We start from the raw sequence: 14,988 nt of genomic DNA, 5'->3' as shown, positions 1-14,988 counted from the left end.
AAGCCGGCGACAACCCGGCCGGCGGTCGTCCGTACTCCCGATGAACCGAATGGAGCCGACGTGGCAGTGGAACGAACCCCGGTCAATCCGGTGACCTGGTCGAAGGACCTGGGATTCAACCAGGGGGAGGTCGTCTCCGGGCACACCCGGACCCTGTACATCTCGGGCCAGACCGCGATGAACGGCGACGGCAAGCCCCAGCACGACGGCGACATGGCCGCGCAGTTGGCACTGAGCGTCGACAACCTGGAGGCCGTGCTCGGCGAGGCGGGCATGTCCCTCGCGAACCTGGTCCGGCTCAACGTCTACACGACCGACGTCGATCTCCTGCTCCCGCACTACGGCGTGCTGGCAGCGCGATTGGGCGCCGCAGGGGTGGCGCCCACCTCCACGATGCTCGGCGTCTCCCGACTGGCGATCCCCGGCCAGCTGGTCGAGCTGGAGGGAACCGCCGTCGCGTGACGTGACCCCGCCGCGCGCCCCTGCTGGTCGCGCCGGACGCCGGACTCAGGTGGAGAAGCGCTCCGGAGCCAGCGTGGTCAGCAGGGAGCGGATCACCAGGTCCGTCGAGGAGGCCATCTCGACGGAGTCGGGGTCGAGCAGCCACTGGACCTGGAGTCCGTCCATGACGGCGATGATCGCGTTCGCCGCGTCGTGCGCACGGGCCGCGTCCGACTCCGCCAGGCCGCAGGCCTCGGTCAGCGCGTCGGTGACGAAGGCGCGCAGCCCGGTGTAGCGGTCGCGGAAGTAGGCCTGCGCGGGGTGCTTTTCGGTGACGGACTCCGCCGACAGGACCGCGTAGAGCCGGACGAGACCCTCCCGCTCGGCGTTGCGCAGGGCGGTGTCGACGAGATGGCGCAGAAAGGCGAGGCCCCGCGGGCGCTCGGGGCCCAGCTGCTCGATGTCCCCCTGGTCGCGCAGTTCGAGGACGCTGGTGAGCAGCAGCGCCTTGGACCGGAAGTAGTGCAGGACGCCGGCCTGGGTCAGTCCTGCGCGGTCCGCGATCTCCGCCAGTGAGGCGTTGTTGTAGCCGCGGGCGGCGAAGGTGTCGGTGGCGATCTCCAGGATGTCCTGCTGGCGCCGCCGGGCCTCGGGGCTGCGGGGGGTGCGGGGCCCGGTCTTGGGTCTGCGCGTGGGCCTGCCCACTGATTGGTCGCTCACCTGCGACAGCCTACGTTCCGTCCGGCGGCCCGACCGGTGGTCTTCGAACGGGTTGCGCGAGTGTGACGCACGCCACTTACTAAGTACTTAGTAGGTGTGCTTTCATGGCGCCGTCATTCAGCTGAGGCTCCGTTCTCCGCGCCGGGTGCCGACCGGCTGGGCCGCTCCTCCGCACCGCCGTTCCGGGCCGCCGGTACGCCCCGCTCCCCACCGAAGCGAAGGAGATCCGCACCGTGTCGACCAGTACGAGAACCCGCCTTCCGAGATCCCGTTCCCGATCCCGTGCCTTAGCCGCCGCCGCCCTGGCCCTCGCCGGTCTCGGGGCGGGCCTCACCGGGTCCGGAACCGCGCAGGCCGCCGACCCCGTCGCGCAGGTGTGGGTCACCACACCGGACGGCACCAAGAAGCTCGCGGCCGAGGGGAGCGTCCCCTTCACCGGCACGCCGCAGTCCGTCGACATCCGCATCGACGCCGGCAGCAGGGGCCAGCGGTTCACGGGCGCGGGCACGTCCGTGACGGGCGCCTCCGCCCGCCTGGTCCAGAGCCTCCCGCAGGACAGGCGCGGCGAGTTGATGCGGTCGCTGTTCTCCACCGCCGGTGACGGCATCGGACTGAACTACCTGCGCCAGCCGCTGGGCAGCACCGACTTCGACGCGACGAACAGCCCCTACTCCTACGAGGACACCCCCGGCAGCTTCTCCATCGACCGCGACCGTGCCGAGATCATCCCCGTCCTCAAGCAGGCCACGGCCGTGAACCCGCGGATCCGCTTCATGGGTTCGCCCTGGTCGCCGCCCGCGTGGATGAAGAGCGGCAACTCCCTCAACGGCGGCAGCCTCAAGCCGGAGAACTACCCGGCGTACGCCGACTACCTGGTCAAGGCGATCAGGGCGTACCAGCAGGAGGGCCTCGCACTCACCGACCTCACGGTGCAGAACGAGCCCGAGTTCGCCACCAGTTACCCCTCGATGTCGATGACGTCGGCACAGCAGGCCGACTTCCTCAAGGTCCTCGACCCGAAACTCACGGCGGCCGGACTGCCGACCAACATCCTGGCCTACGACCACAACTGGGACCATCCGAACTATCCGCTGGACGTGTTCTCCCGCACGGCGGGCATCAACCGCGTCATCGGGGCCGCCTTCCACTGCTACGGCGGACAGGTCTCCGCGCAGCAGCAGGTCGTCGACGCCGGCAAGCGCGTCTTCTTCACCGAGTGCTCCGGCACCGACAGCTCCGACACGAGCCGGACCTTCGCCGACACCCTGCGCTGGCACGCCGAGAACCTCGTCGTGCAGAACTTCCGCCACGGCGGCGAGACGGTGCTCACCTGGAACCTCGCCCTGGACCGGAACGGCGGCCCCCACCAGGGCCACTGCACCAACCGGTGCAACGGCGTGGTCGAGATCGCGGGCGGCAACGTGACCCGCAACGCCGAGTACTACGTGCTCGGCCACGTGAGCAAGTTCGTCGAGCCCGGCGCCACCCGCATCGGTTCCAGCAGCCAGGGCGCGGGAGGCGTGCAGAACGTCGCCTTCCAGAACCCCGACGGCTCCCGCGTCGCCTACGTGGTCAACACCGCCTCGTCGTCCCAGCGTTTCTCCCTCACCGACGGCGGCAAGTCGCTGGCCTACACCCTGCCCGCGGGGGCCGTCGCCACCTTCGTGTGGAGCGACACCGGGGGCGAGCCGACCGGTCCGATCGACCCCGCCGCCTGGTACCGCGTCGTGAACACCGGCAGCGGCGCGTGCCTCGACGCCGCCGACTGGGGGACCGCGAACGGCACCGCCTTGCAGCAGTGGGCCTGCGGCACCGGCGCCAACCAGTCCTGGCAGTTCCGCCCCACCGGAGACGGGTACTACCAGGCCGTCAACCGCCACAACGGCAAGGCGTGGGACGTGGACGGCGGCTCCGGCGCCACCGCCGACGGCACCCGCGTCCACCTGTGGGACTACGTGGGCGGCACCAACCAGCAGTGGCGCCCCGAACCCACCGGCACCGCGAACCGGTACCGCTTCGTCGCCCGCCACAGCGCCAAGTGCCTGACCGTCGACAACGCCTCCACGGCCAACGGAGCCCGCCTCTCCCAGCAGCCCTGCTCCCAGTCGCCCGCCCAGACCTTCACCCTGACCGGCTGACCTGCACGCTCCCGCGACCGGCGGACAGGCCCGGACATCTCGGCCTGCCGCCGGCCAAGAGCGGGCGGCCTCCGGAACGTGCGGTGTTGCCTCCCGCTATGAACTAAGGCTAGCCTCGCCTAAGTTCAATCGAAGGAGGAGTCGTGACCAACCCGTTCGACGACGAGAACGGCGTGTACCTGGTACTCGTCAACGACGAAGGGCAGCACTCCCTTTGGCCCTCCTTCGTCGAGGTGCCCGCCGGCTGGACCGTCGCCCACGGTGAGGACACCCGTGCCGCGTGCCTCGAGTACGTGGAGAAGAACTGGGCCGATCTGCGACCCAGGAGCCTGATCGAGAGCATGGCGTCCGACGCCTGACCCCCGCCTGCGGAGCGGCCTCGTGCCCGCCACCCCCAACGAGGCGACGAGGCGGCTGCCTGGAGTAAGCGCGGGCATGACTCGGTGATCGGCAGGGCAGTCGACACCTTGTCCGTGTCAGCCGCCCCAGGGGGAATCTCGTGACCAAAGCCGGAAGCGACGCCGCCGCCTCCCCGGGAGGAGCGGACGACACCCCCCTGAAGCGGGCCATCGGCCCCAAGCTGCTGATCCTCTTCGTCATCGGCGACATCCTCGGCACCGGCATCTACGCCACCACCGGCCAGGTCGCGGGCAAGGTCGGCGGCGCGCTGTGGCTGCCGTTCGCCATCGGATTCGTGGTCGCCATCCTGACGGCCGCCTCGTACGTCGAACTGGTCGGCAAGTACCCGAAGGCCGCCGGCGCCGCGCTGTACACGCAGAAGGCGTTCCAGGTGCCGTTCCTCACCTTCATCGTCGCCTTCATGGTGATGTGCTCGGGCCTGTCCTCGGCGAGCGCGGCGGCCCGGGCCTTCAGCGGCGACTACCTTTCCGAGTTCACGGACTTCTTCCCGCCCACGCTCATCGCGATCCTGTTCATCCTCGCCCTCGCCGCCCTCAACCTGCGCGGCGTGTCCGAGTCGGTGAAGACCAACGTCGTCCTCACCCTGGTCGAACTGACCGGCCTCTTCGTGATCCTCGCCGTCGGCGCCTGGGCGGTCATCACCGGGGACGGCGAACCCTCCCGGCTCGGCCAGTTCGAGGCCGGCGGCTCCGGCTACGCGCTGGTCACCAGCGTGCTCGGCGCGACGGCGCTGGGCTTCTTCGCCTTCGTCGGCTTCGAGGACTCCGTCAACATGGCCGAGGAGACCAAGGACCCGGCACGCACCTTCCCGCGCGCCATCTTCATCGGCGTCACCGTCACCGGCACCATCTACGTCCTGGTCGCCCTGATCTCCTCGCTCCTCGTCGACTACCGCGTGCTGGAGGACTCCAGCGGACCGCTGCTGGAGGTCGTCAAGGCCGGCGGACTCGACTTCCCGCCGAAGCTGTTCGCGCTGATCGCCCTGTTCGCGGTCACCAACTCTGCGCTGATCAACATCATGATGGCGTCCCGCCTCTGCTACGGCATGGCCAACGAACGCATCCTGCCCCGCGCCCTCGGCCGCGTCCTGCCCCGGCGGCGCACACCGGTCGTCGGCATCGTCTTCGTGTCGCTGCTCGCCATCGGCCTGGTCTCCACCGGGGAGATCGCGGGCCTCGGCGACACCACGGCCTTCCTGCTGCTGTGCGTCTTCGCGGTCGTCAACGTCGCCGTCCTGGTCCTGCGCCGCGACCCGGTGGAGCACAAGCACTTCCGCACGCCCACCGTCCTGCCGGTACTGGGCGCGATCACCTCCCTGACCCTGGCCAGCCCGCTCTCCGACCGGCCCGCGGACGTGTACATCCGCGCGGGCGTGCTCGTCGCCATCGGCATCGGGCTGTGGGCGCTGAACAAGACGGTGATGAAGGCCCGGGGCGAGGAGTGAGTGAGCCACCGCCTTTGACCGCCCCGGACCGTCCGGCGGCCGGAGGGGTCAGCGGGCGACGCGGGGGATGCGCCGCTCCCAGGTGCGGTGGAAGACGACGTCCTCGCCGTCCCGGCACACCACCTCGTTCGACGTGACGAAGTCGTCGGCGTCGCAGGTGATCTCCGACCGGGTCTCGACCCGCGCGTCCCAGCCCCGCTCCGGCCGGTGCAGCCGCACGGTCCACTCGGACCGGGCCCGCGCCGACAGCGGGTCGTCCTCCCGGACGGTGTAGGTCTCCAGCGCGTCCTCGGCGAACTCGAGACCGTCCGGGTACACGCGCGTGCCGCCGTAGCGCGGGTCGACCTCCAGCCGCCACTCGCCCTTGGCCACGTCCCGCACGACCAGCCGCTCCGGGCGCTCCTCCTCCAGTGTCGCCGGTGACACCACCTGCAAGGGCTCGGACTGCTCGGGGGTCTCGAAGCGGATGCCGGTGTCCTCGGGGTGCTCCCCGGCGTTCCGCACGGGGAGTTCGAGCGCCGAGCCGGCCGGCTCCAGGACGAAGCCGTCGGAACCGGCCTGCGGCCAGATCCACGGCCAGTACGCCGAGGAGACGGCGAGCCGGATGCGGTGTCCGGCGGGGAAGGTGTGACCGATGCCGTTGAGCCGGAAGGTCACCGTCTCCGTGGCCCCCGGCGTCCACGGCACGTTGCGGTCCCGGCCCTCGCGCGCCGCGAGGTTGAGCGCGCCGCGGGTCACCAGGGTCGACGAGCCGTCCGGCGCGACGTCGCAGAGCCGGGCGACGGCCTGCCCGTACGGCACGTCCATCCGCAGGCGCAGGGTGACCTCGGGGCGTCCCAGGATCTCGATGGGGGCGTCGGCGACGGGGAACTCGAAGCACACCGAGCGGCCGTCCTCCTCCCGCTGGTCGGGCGGCAGGTCGGCGTCGTTGCCGAAGGGGAAGAACCGCCCGGCGTCCACGCCGGTGTGCTGGGGGGACCGTACGACGACCGCGTCGCCGCCGAGGGCATGGGTGGTGGGGGTGACGTACGGGGACGGCCAGGACGGGTCGCCGACCCAGCGGCCCGGCAGTTCGGGGTAGACGGTGGCCGGCCGGTGCGACTCGCTGATCCAGGAGCGCAGCCGGGGCTCGTCCATGACGCCGGTGTCCTCGCCCTTCAGGTGCTGGTCCCACCAGCGCAGCGTCTCCTGGAGGAAGCCGATCGGCGGGCCCGGCGGCAGGCCGCGGTCCGGGTACTGGTGCGACCACGGCCCGATCAGCCCCCGCACCCGGTCGTCGGGCAGGTGCTCCACGAGCCGCAGCACGGTGTCGCGGTACGGGTCGTGCCAGCCGCCGACGGCGAGGACGGCGGCGTCGATCGCGGAGTAGTCCTCGCAGACGCTGCCGTGCTTCCAGTAGTCGTCGCGGAGCTGGTGGGCCAGCCAGGTGTGGATGAACGGGTCGACGGACTCCAGCCGTCGCAGCCACATCTCCCGCCACTCCGCCCCGGCGTACTCCGGGTCCGGCGGGCGGCAGACGAAGGCGAGCATCGTGGCGGCCCAGGCGTGCATGTCGACGCCGAGGACGGAGCCGCCCATGTAGTGCACGTCGTTGTCGTACCGGTCGTCCGCCGAGCAGACGGTGACGACGGCCTTCAGCGGTTCGGGGGCGAGCGCGGCGATCTGGAGCGAGTTGAAGCCGCCCCAGGAGATCCCGAACATGCCCACCTTGCCGCTGCACCAGGGCTGCGCGGCCAGCCACTCGACGACCGCCACCCCGTCGGCCAGCTCGGTGGCGTCGTACTCGTCGCCGGGCAGGCCCTCGCTGTTGCCGTGCCCGCGCACGTCGACGCGCACGGAGGCGTAGCCGTGTCCCGCGTACCAGGGGTGACGCTGGCTGTCGCGGGGCGCCGTCCAGTCGCTGAGGCGGTACGGCAGGTACTCCAGCAGGGCCGGGACCGGCTCCTCGGTGACCGGCCGCCAGATCCGCGCGTAGAGCCGGGTGCCGTCCGGCAGCGGGATGCGGATGTCCTCGTGGGTCGTCTCGTACGGGAAGTCCGTGCGGATGCGCATGGGGCGGTACCTTCCGGCGTGCCGGTGGTCAGTGGACAGGGTGCATGGTGCGCCGCAGCCACGGCGCGAGGGCGACGACGACCAGGCCGAGCACGACCGCGATGCCGCCGTTGACGCCGAAGTACACGGGGTGGGACACGTCGTCGTAGATCTTCACGACCTGGGCCTGGATCCCGTTGGCGAGGGCCAGCGACAGGAACCACAGGGCCATGGTCTGGCTGGAGAACGCCTTCGGCGCCAGCTTGCTGCTGGCCGAGAGGCCCGAGGTCTCCAGGAGCACGTCACCGAGGCCGAGCAGCAGGTAGGAGCCGACGATCCACCAGGCGGCCATCCGGTAGTCGGTGCCCTCGTGGCCCGCGGTCGGCACCACCATGAGCAGGAACGACAGGCCGCCGAGGATCACCCCGAACGCGATCTTGTTGGAGGCGTGCGGCTGGCGGCGGCCCATCCGCACCCAGACGGCGGCGACCACCGGGGCCAGCGCCACCTCGAAGGCACCCAGCGCGGAGGCGTACCAGCTGGACGGGAAGTCGAAGCCGAGGATGTTGGTGTTCGCGTTCGTCGACGCGAGCAGCATCATCGTCGAGTACGCCTGGAAGAGGATGAAGTTGAAGACCACCGAGGCCAGGAAGAGCACGATGTAGGGCCGCAGCCGGCCCCGCTCCTCGGTGGTGACCCGGGGGCTGGTGAACATGATCCAGAAGTAGACGGCCGGCGCGACCACCGAGGCGAGGGTGAGCACGTCGACGAAGCGGTCCATGGTCAGCCAGCCGACCCCAGCGAGCAGCCCGCACAGCGCGGCGAAGGCCAGGGTCCCGCCCACCATCAGCCACACGGCCCGCCGCATCGCCGCCGGGGCCAGCGCGAACTCGGCGGCGTGCTTGCGCCCGGCGAGGTGCCGCCGCCCGACGACGTACTGGATCAGCCCCAGGGTCATCCCGAACGCGGCGGCCGAGAAGCCCCAGTGCCAGCCCTGGTGCTCGCCGAGCCAGCCGGTGATCAGCGGACCGGCGAAGGCGCCGATGTTGATGCCCATGTAGTAGAGGGCGAAGCCGGCGTCACGGCGGTCGTCGTCCGTGCGGTAGAGCTTGCCGACCATGGCGGCCACGTTGGGCTTCAGCAGGCCGGTGCCGGCGCTGATCAGGCCCAGGCCGACCCAGGTCATGGTGGCGGTGGGCACGGCCATGGAGTAGTGGCCGAGGGCGATGAGGACGCCGCCCCACAGCACCGCCCGGTAGGAGCCGAGGATGCGGTCGGCGAGCCAGCCGCCGCCGACGGAGACCAGGTAGACGAGGGTGCCGTAGGCGGCCGACACCGACGCGGCGGTGCCCGCGTCCATGCCCAGGCCCTCGTTCGCCACCGAGTCGGCGAAGTACAGGACCAGGATCGCCTGCATGCCCAGGAACGAGAAACGCTCCCAGACCTCCAGGCCCGACAGGGTGAGCAGACCCTTCGGCTGTCCGAAGAAGGCACGGTCGTCCCCCGCCGGCGGCTGCTCGTCGTCGGCCGTCACGGGGTGGGCACGGTCTGTCATGGGTCCTGTCGCCGGTCGGGGATGGGGCTGGGACCGCCGCCCAGCGAACCGGCCGGCAGTCCCACGTTGCTGGTCAGGAGATCAGGGATCACCCCTGGTTCGCAACTGCATACGCCCAGGCCGGGGGCGTCCGGAGGGCGCGGAGACTAGTGGAGCGCCATGTTCTTCGTCTCCGGGGCCCAGACGACCGACGCGGCCAGCCCCGCGACCAGGACCAGGGTCAGCACCAGCATGGTGGGGGAGAAGCCGAGGTGGTCCAGGCTCAGCGGGAGCAGGAACGTACCGATGGCCGAGCCCACCCGGCTGAGCCCGTTGAGCAGGCCCACGCCGGAGCTGCGCAGGTCAGTGGGGAACAGTTCGGCCGGGTAGACCTGGTCCAGGTTGACCGCGGCCGACATGGTGAAGGTGAAGACCAGGAACAGCGGGAAGAGCACCGCGGTGGGGGCGTCCGGCCAGATCGCCATCGGGGCGAGCGAGGCGATGAGGACGACGAAGGACCAGATGGTCAGGCCACGACGGGACGCCTTGGCCACGAACCAGAGGCCCGCGAGGCTGCCCGCCAGCAGGAAGACGTTCAGCATGCCGTCGCTGGTGGTGTCCTCCTCGCCGACCCCCATCTTCAGCAGGACCAGCGGCAGGAACGTGTAGATCGCGAAGTACGGCACCACCTGGGCGTTGTAGAAGACCACGCCGAAGGCGGTGTGCCGCCAGTGGTCGCGGCCGAACAGATCCCGGTAGCGCGCCTTCGCCGCACCGCCCGCGGCCTGGGTGGTGCGCACCAGCGAGGCGAACGCCTCCGTGTCACCGCCGAGCCGGGTGACGACCGCGCGTGCCTGCTCGACCCGGCCCTGCGCCAGCAGCCACCGCGGCGACTCGGGCACGCCGATGCGGAGCAGGACCACGGCCATCGCCGGTACACAACTGGAGGCGAGCAGCCAGCGCCAGGCGTCGTCGCCCAGGGAGACCACGTAGTTGCCGAGGAAGAAGGCCACGACGTAGCCCACCGTCCACAGGACGGTCAGCGAGGCGAGGAGCCCGCCGCGGTACCGGCGCGGCACGAACTCGGCGACGAGCGTCGGTCCCAGCGCGTAGTCCGCGCCGATGCCGATGCCGATGAGCAGCCTCAGCACGAACAGCTGGGCCGGTCCGGTCACGAAGAACTCTGCCGCGGACGCCACGGCTATCAGCACGAAGTTCCAGGTGTACAGCCGCTGGCGGCCGATCCGGTCGGCGGCCCAGCCGACGATGACACTGCCGAGGAAGATGCCGATCAGGGCCGACGCGCCGAGCAGCCCCTCCCAGACCGTGCCGAAGCCGAGCTGCGAGGCGATCAGGGGCAGGGCGATGCTGATGATGCCCAGCTCGTAGCCGTCGGAGGCGTTGGCGCAGAACGTGAGTGACGTGATGCGCAGGTGGAAGCGGTTGAGCGGGGCGTCGTCGAACGCGGTGGCCGCCGCCTCGCCTCCGACGGGGACGGCCGAGTCACTCCCGGAGGAAGAGGTCGTGCTCTGCGGCATAGTCTTCGAAACCTTCCAGTCGTTGCCGGGCGAGGGCGCCGGCCGCGTCGGCCATCGCCTCCACCAGTGCCACGGACAGCGAGACCACCGCGGCGTGGGAGTCGAACACGAACTCGGAGGCGACGCCCGCGCTCAGCACGTCGTCGGCGAGGGGGGTGAGCGCCGAGACGAGCCGGTCCGTGATCAGAAGAGTGTGCAGGCCCAGCTCCCGGGCCTGATCGAGGGCGGCCGCGCACTCCCGCGGGTAGCGGGGGAGCGCGACCAGGACGAGTGTGCGGGCGCCGCTCCGGTGGGCGTGCCGCAGCTGGTCCCCGAACACGCTGCCGGAGTCGGTCAGCAGCCGGACGTCCGGGTGAATCTTGGTCGCCAGGTAGGCGAAGGACGCCGCCTGCGCCGCCGACACGCGGTACCCCGCGACGACGAGCGGCGACGATTCCATCAGCCGCGCGGCGAGCGCGCGCAGCCGGGTGTCGTCCGACAGCTCCGCGCGCAGGGCGACGATGTTGCGCAGGTCCGCGTCGATGGCGGCCTGGAACTTGTTGCCCCCGCGCTCCACCTCGGGCACGGCCGTCGCCGTACGGAGATAGCGGCGGAACTCCCCGTACCCGTCGAAGCCCAGCAGCGCCACGAACCGGGTCACGGACGGCTGGCTGACCTGGGCGCGCTCGGCCAGCTCGGCGCTGGTGAGCGCGGCGGCGTCGACCGGTCGCTCGGCGAGGTAACTGGCGATGCGCCGCTGCGCCGGTGTGAGCCGGTGGGCAGTGAGCAACTCGTGCAGCGACCGGGGCACCGGGATCTCCTTCTTGCCAGTCCGACGAATCAAGAGTTACATGCTATTCGCAGGAATGAATGAAGACTTGTCAAGAGGAGGGGTGATGATCGATACCAGCCGGATCGAGATCAGCGGCGCAGGGCTCCGCTGCACCGACGTGGTCCGCGCGGCCCGGCGCAGTGCGTGGACGGAGCTGACCCCCGACGCCCTGACCAGGGCCGAGCACAGTTACGAGCTGGCGGTCGAGCTGGGCGCCAAGGGAGCGGTCTACGGCAGGACCACCGGGGTCGGCGCCAACCGCCACATCGTCGTCGACCCGGGAGCGGCGGACCTGCACGGACTGCGCCTGCTGCGCAGCCACGCCGGCGGCTCCGGGGAACCCCTGTCCGACGACGCGGTGCGGGCCGTGATGGTGATCCGCCTCAACCAGCTCGCCGCCGCCGGCAGCGGCGTCCACCCCCGGCTGCTGCGCGCGCTGGAGCAGGCCCTGCGGGTCGGCGCGCTGCCCCTCGTGCACACCCGTGGCGCGATCGGCACCGGCGACCTGACGGCCCTGGCGGAGATCGCGCTGACGCTCGCCGGAGAACTGCCCTGGGCGTCCGGCGGCATCGAACCGGTGCCGATCAGCCCGGGGGACGCGCTCGCGTTCATCTCCAGCAACGCCGCCACCCTCGGCGAGGCCGTCCTGGCCTGGCACGACCTGAACCGCCTGCTGGCCGCGAGCCATGTCGTGACCGCGCTGACCTTCCGCGCCCTGGGCGGCTCGGCCGAGGCCTACGACGAACGCGTCCACGCCGCCCGGCCGCACCCCGGCTCGGTGCGCTGCGCCGCGGACCTGCGCCGGCTGCTCACCGGCTCCGGCGACCCGGTCCCCGGGCGGCGGTTGCAGGACCCGTTCGGGCTGCGGGCCTTCCCCCAGGTGCAGGGGGCGGCACTCGACGCGGCCGCCCGGGTGGGGGAGGTGCTGGAGGTCGACGTCAACGCTGCCGCGGAGAACCCGTTGATCGACGCGGAGACCCACCAGGCCTACCACCACGGCCAGTTCTCCACGGCCCAGGTGGCGCTCGCCTTCGACTACCTCCGAGCCGCGCTGCACCACATCGCGGAGCTGTCCGCCGCCCGGCTGAGCGACCTGGTGGAGCCGGACCTGAGCGGACTCCCGCCGTTCCTCGCGGACGGCCCCGCAGGCAGCTCGGGCATCATGATCCTGGAGTACGTCTCCCACGACGCCCTCGGCACCCTGCGGCACGCCGCGTCACCGGTGACGCTGGGCACCGCGGTGATCTCCCGGGGCCTGGAGGACCACGCCAGCTTCTCGACCCACGCGGTACGCAGCACGGTCACCGCGACGGCCGCCTACCGCACCGTCCTGGCCTGTGAACTGCTGGGCGCGGTACGGGCGTTGCGGATGGCCGGTACGGAACTGCCCGACACCCCGCTGCGCGAGGCGTACCGGCTGGCCACGTCCGCGCTGCCGCACATCGTCGAGGACCACCCCCTCAGCTCGGAGATCCAGCAGGCGGAGCGGCTCCTGGACCGTTTCTCGACCCTGTGAGGTACGCGCCTGTGAGGTACGCGCCCACCGTCACCTGATGCGGTGGGCCTCCCAGAAGGGGCCGAGGTCCTGGTCCGTCATCGACTGGGCGGCCTTCTTGAAGCCGGCGGTGGTGGAGACGCCGTACCAATGGTCCTGGGCGTACCGCTTGAGGAGCCGGGCCATGGTGCCGGCGCCGAGGGTGCGCTCCAGGTCGGCCAGCGCGCAGGGCCCGGCCGTGTAGACGAGGTGGTACGAGCCCCGGTGAGCCGCCCAGTAGTCCATCGAGGCGGTCAGTGCGGCGCTGTCGTCGGGCCAGTACACGTCCGCCCAGCAGTCGCGGGTCTCCCAGCCGTAGAAGCGGGCGTTGGCGTACTGGGCGAAGCTCTCGTCCAGCCACGGTGAGCCGTACTCGTCGTTGCCGACGATGCCGTACCACCACTGGTGCGCCAGCTCGTGGACGACCGCGCTGCCCTCCTCGGTGGTGCCGAGCAGGACGAGGCCGGGATACTCCATGCCACCGCCGAAGCCGGGGGTCATCACCAGGTCGATCTCGCCGTACGGATAGCGGCCGAACTCGTCGCCGAACCGGTCGATCGCGGCGACGGCGTCCGTACGGTTGAGGCGCACGCCCGCGGCGGAGGTGCCGTCCGCCCAGTACGACTTCACGCGCACGCCCCCGGGCGAGGTGTCCGTCGCCGTGCGGAACGGGCCCGCGGCCCAGGCGAAGTCCCGCACCCGGTCCGCGACGCCGAGCGTGACCGTACGGCCAGGGACGCCCGCGGCAACGGTCCGGGTGCGGCCGGTCGCCGGCACCTTGAGGTCCGACGGGTGGTCGAGACGTACCCGGAAGTCGCTCGTCAAGGCGTAGAAGCTCTCGCCGACGGCCACATACGGGTCGAGGTGCCACCCCTTCGCGTCGTGCACGGCGAGCACGGGCAGCGCGTTGCCGAGGAAGCGGTAGGCGTCCTCGCGGCCGAAGCGGGCGTTGCGGCCGGGGACGGTGATCGAGACGTCGAAGGCGACCGAGGCCCGCTCGCCGCGCCCGAGCGCCTTCGGCAGGGCGATGCGCAGAGCCGTGCAGTTCACGGACAGCCCGCCCGCCGAGCCACCCCGCACGTTCGCCACGGTGACGGGGGACGGCGCACCGGCCGTGCCGCACCCGTCCTCGCCGTTGCCCCACAGGCGCAGGTACACCTCGCGCAGGGGCCGGTCGGACGCGTTCCGGAACGACACCCGCTGCCGTCCGGTCCAGCGGCCGCCGTCGGAGTCGGAACGCAGGGCCACGTCGTAGCGGGCCCGGTCCGGCGTCGCGGCGACCCCGGGCTTCCCGGCCCGGCCCACCGCACCGGCGCTCGTCACACCGGTGCCCACCAACGCGAACACCACGAGCACCACGAACAGCACGACGAACGGACGACGACCGGACCTGGACGACCACACGGCTATCGGCGACATGGCAGCGAATGGTGCCACAACGCGACGCTGAACGGGCGGAGTTGGCTCAGTTCCGCGTGGACCGGCGGGTGAAGCGGCGCAGCCCCCGGCGGGTGGGCTTGAGCGGCCTGTCCTCGGGGGCCGCCGGTTCCGGCGCCGCGGTCAGGGCAGCCGCCGCCGGCGCGGGGGCCGGGTTCTCCACGTACCGGCTGCCCCGTTCGAGCCGGGTCCGGACGGCCTCGGCCATGGCGTGGTGGGACGGTTCCTGCAACAGGCCCTCCGCGGACAACCGCTCCCACATCCGCAGCAGTTCCTGCCCCCGGGTCGCGACCTGGCCCTCGTCCCACAGCCGCTGCCACGCCGCGGTGGCCCGGGCGACCTCGGGCGCGGCCCGGGTCAGGTCGGTGCGGCAGCGGATCCGCGCGACGGTCAGGGCCAGCACGGTGGAGATCATGTACTCGCCCCGCAGATAGGCGATGTACGCCTCGATCGCCCTTGCCTCCAGCGAGAGTTCGTCCTCGGCCCCCCTGCGCAGGGTGAGGTGCTCCCGCAGCGCGCTGGCGAGGACGAACGCCGCGTGCAGCTCCTCGCGCTGCGCGTGCTGGATGATGCGCTCGACGCGGGCGAGCGGAGGAAACGCCTCCTCCTCCGCGGCGGTACGCTCGCGCCCGGGCGGCAGATCCTCCTCCTCGGCGATGGTCCGGCTGGAGCCGTCGGGGTACACCCGAAGGCGCGCCACCTGCTGTGCGGGGCGGTCGATGACGGTCGCCGCCACCGGGGCCCCCAGGGTCCGGGCGAACATCGCGATGGCGTCGAGGATCGCCTCGTTGGCCGGGCGCATGCCGCCCATCTCCAGCAGATGGCCGTTGACCACCGTCGACCCGTCCTCGGCCACGTACGCGTCGAGTCGGATCAGCGGCGGTGCGCTGAGCACGGGCAGGTTCCCCTTGTCACGGGGTGTCAGCGAGTGGGGCATACG

12 protein-coding genes are annotated in these 14,988 nt (G+C 71.6%); 5 read left to right on the top strand and 7 right to left on the bottom strand.

The genetic code is table 11. The features are described from left to right. The first annotated feature begins 66 nt into the window (after positions 1-66). Positions 67-462 (top strand): RidA family protein, encoded by a 396-nt coding sequence (locus ACFC1X_RS11835; protein WP_376352148.1) that lies wholly within the window; start codon positions 67-69, stop codon positions 460-462. Between the two features lie 45 nt (positions 463-507). On the opposite strand, the gene ACFC1X_RS11830 is transcribed toward ACFC1X_RS11835, so the two are convergent. Continuing rightward, entirely contained in the window at positions 508-1,161 is a 654-nt protein-coding gene (locus tag ACFC1X_RS11830; protein WP_376351520.1) for a TetR/AcrR family transcriptional regulator, read from the bottom strand. A gap of 302 nt (positions 1,162-1,463) precedes the next feature. Here ACFC1X_RS11830 and ACFC1X_RS11825 point away from each other — a divergent pair, with 302 nt between their 5' ends. The 3 genes from ACFC1X_RS11825 to ACFC1X_RS11815 all read left to right on the top strand — a co-directional run bounded on the left by ACFC1X_RS11825 (position 1,464) and on the right by ACFC1X_RS11815 (position 5,163). After that, a complete protein-coding gene (locus ACFC1X_RS11825; protein WP_376352145.1) occupies positions 1,464-3,299 on the top strand; it encodes an RICIN domain-containing protein in 1,836 nt (611 codons plus the stop codon). A 143-nt stretch (positions 3,300-3,442) separates the two neighbouring features. Beyond that, the gene (locus ACFC1X_RS11820) at positions 3,443-3,658 is read left to right on the top strand and encodes an MbtH family protein (protein WP_376351517.1); all 216 of its coding nucleotides are present in this window, start codon (positions 3,443-3,445) and stop codon (positions 3,656-3,658) included. 140 nt (positions 3,659-3,798) lie between these two features. Continuing rightward, positions 3,799-5,163: an APC family permease gene (locus ACFC1X_RS11815; protein WP_376351516.1), complete on the top strand. Its 1,365-nt coding sequence runs from the start codon at positions 3,799-3,801 to the stop codon at positions 5,161-5,163. A 48-nt stretch (positions 5,164-5,211) separates the two neighbouring features. On the opposite strand, the gene ACFC1X_RS11810 is transcribed toward ACFC1X_RS11815, so the two are convergent. From ACFC1X_RS11810 to ACFC1X_RS11795, 4 genes are all read right to left on the bottom strand, one after another. After that, the gene (locus ACFC1X_RS11810) at positions 5,212-7,215 is read right to left on the bottom strand and encodes a CocE/NonD family hydrolase (RefSeq protein ID WP_376351514.1); all 2,004 of its coding nucleotides are present in this window, start codon (positions 7,213-7,215) and stop codon (positions 5,212-5,214) included. A 28-nt stretch (positions 7,216-7,243) separates the two neighbouring features. Beyond that, positions 7,244-8,749 carry a peptide MFS transporter gene (locus ACFC1X_RS11805; RefSeq protein WP_376351512.1) on the bottom strand — a complete coding sequence of 502 codons (1,506 nt, stop codon included), beginning with the start codon at positions 8,747-8,749 and terminating at the stop codon, positions 7,244-7,246. Positions 8,750-8,895: 146 nt separating this feature from the next. Then, positions 8,896-10,266: an MFS transporter gene (locus ACFC1X_RS11800; RefSeq protein WP_376351509.1), complete on the bottom strand. Its 1,371-nt coding sequence runs from the start codon at positions 10,264-10,266 to the stop codon at positions 8,896-8,898. Beyond that, positions 10,232-11,089, bottom strand: a complete 858-nt coding sequence (locus ACFC1X_RS11795; protein WP_376351506.1) for a MurR/RpiR family transcriptional regulator — start codon at positions 11,087-11,089, stop codon at positions 10,232-10,234. The genes ACFC1X_RS11800 and ACFC1X_RS11795 overlap by 35 nt, the downstream gene beginning before the upstream one ends. A gap of 52 nt (positions 11,090-11,141) precedes the next feature. Here ACFC1X_RS11795 and ACFC1X_RS11790 point away from each other — a divergent pair, with 52 nt between their 5' ends. After that, on the top strand, positions 11,142-12,593 hold the full coding sequence (locus tag ACFC1X_RS11790; RefSeq protein WP_376351503.1) for an aromatic amino acid ammonia-lyase: 1,452 nt from the start codon (positions 11,142-11,144) through the stop codon (positions 12,591-12,593). A 30-nt stretch (positions 12,594-12,623) separates the two neighbouring features. Here the strand turns inward: ACFC1X_RS11790 and ACFC1X_RS11785 are convergent, their stop codons facing one another. After that, entirely contained in the window at positions 12,624-14,030 is a 1,407-nt protein-coding gene (locus tag ACFC1X_RS11785) for a M1 family metallopeptidase (RefSeq protein ID WP_376351501.1), read from the bottom strand. A gap of 46 nt (positions 14,031-14,076) precedes the next feature. Beyond that, complete coding sequence (locus tag ACFC1X_RS11780) at positions 14,077-14,985, bottom strand: hypothetical protein (protein WP_376351498.1); 909 nt, start codon at positions 14,983-14,985, stop codon at positions 14,077-14,079. Positions 14,986-14,988 lie beyond the last annotated feature (3 nt).

Origin of the sequence: Streptomyces sp. NPDC056128 (assembly GCF_042263835.1) — a bacterium.
GTDB lineage: Bacteria > Actinomycetota > Actinomycetes > Streptomycetales > Streptomycetaceae > Streptomyces.
Note: the sequence above shows the minus strand (reverse complement) of the source record. Positions and strands in the feature narration are given on the sequence as shown.

What these genes read in the sequence shown, in the direction of transcription:
- ACFC1X_RS11810 (WP_376351514.1), bottom strand. Translation starts at nt 7,215, where the DNA reads ATGCGCATCCGCACGGACTTCCCGTACGAGACGACCCACGAGGACATC.
- ACFC1X_RS11800 (WP_376351509.1), bottom strand. Translation starts at nt 10,266, where the DNA reads ATGCCGCAGAGCACGACCTCTTCCTCCGGGAGTGACTCGGCCGTCCCC.
- ACFC1X_RS11790 (WP_376351503.1), top strand. Translation starts at nt 11,142, where the DNA reads ATGATCGATACCAGCCGGATCGAGATCAGCGGCGCAGGGCTCCGCTGC.
- ACFC1X_RS11805 (WP_376351512.1), bottom strand. Translation starts at nt 8,749, where the DNA reads ATGACAGACCGTGCCCACCCCGTGACGGCCGACGACGAGCAGCCGCCG.
- ACFC1X_RS11780 (WP_376351498.1), bottom strand. Translation starts at nt 14,985, where the DNA reads ATGCCCCACTCGCTGACACCCCGTGACAAGGGGAACCTGCCCGTGCTC.
- ACFC1X_RS11785 (WP_376351501.1), bottom strand. Translation starts at nt 14,030, where the DNA reads ATGTCGCCGATAGCCGTGTGGTCGTCCAGGTCCGGTCGTCGTCCGTTC.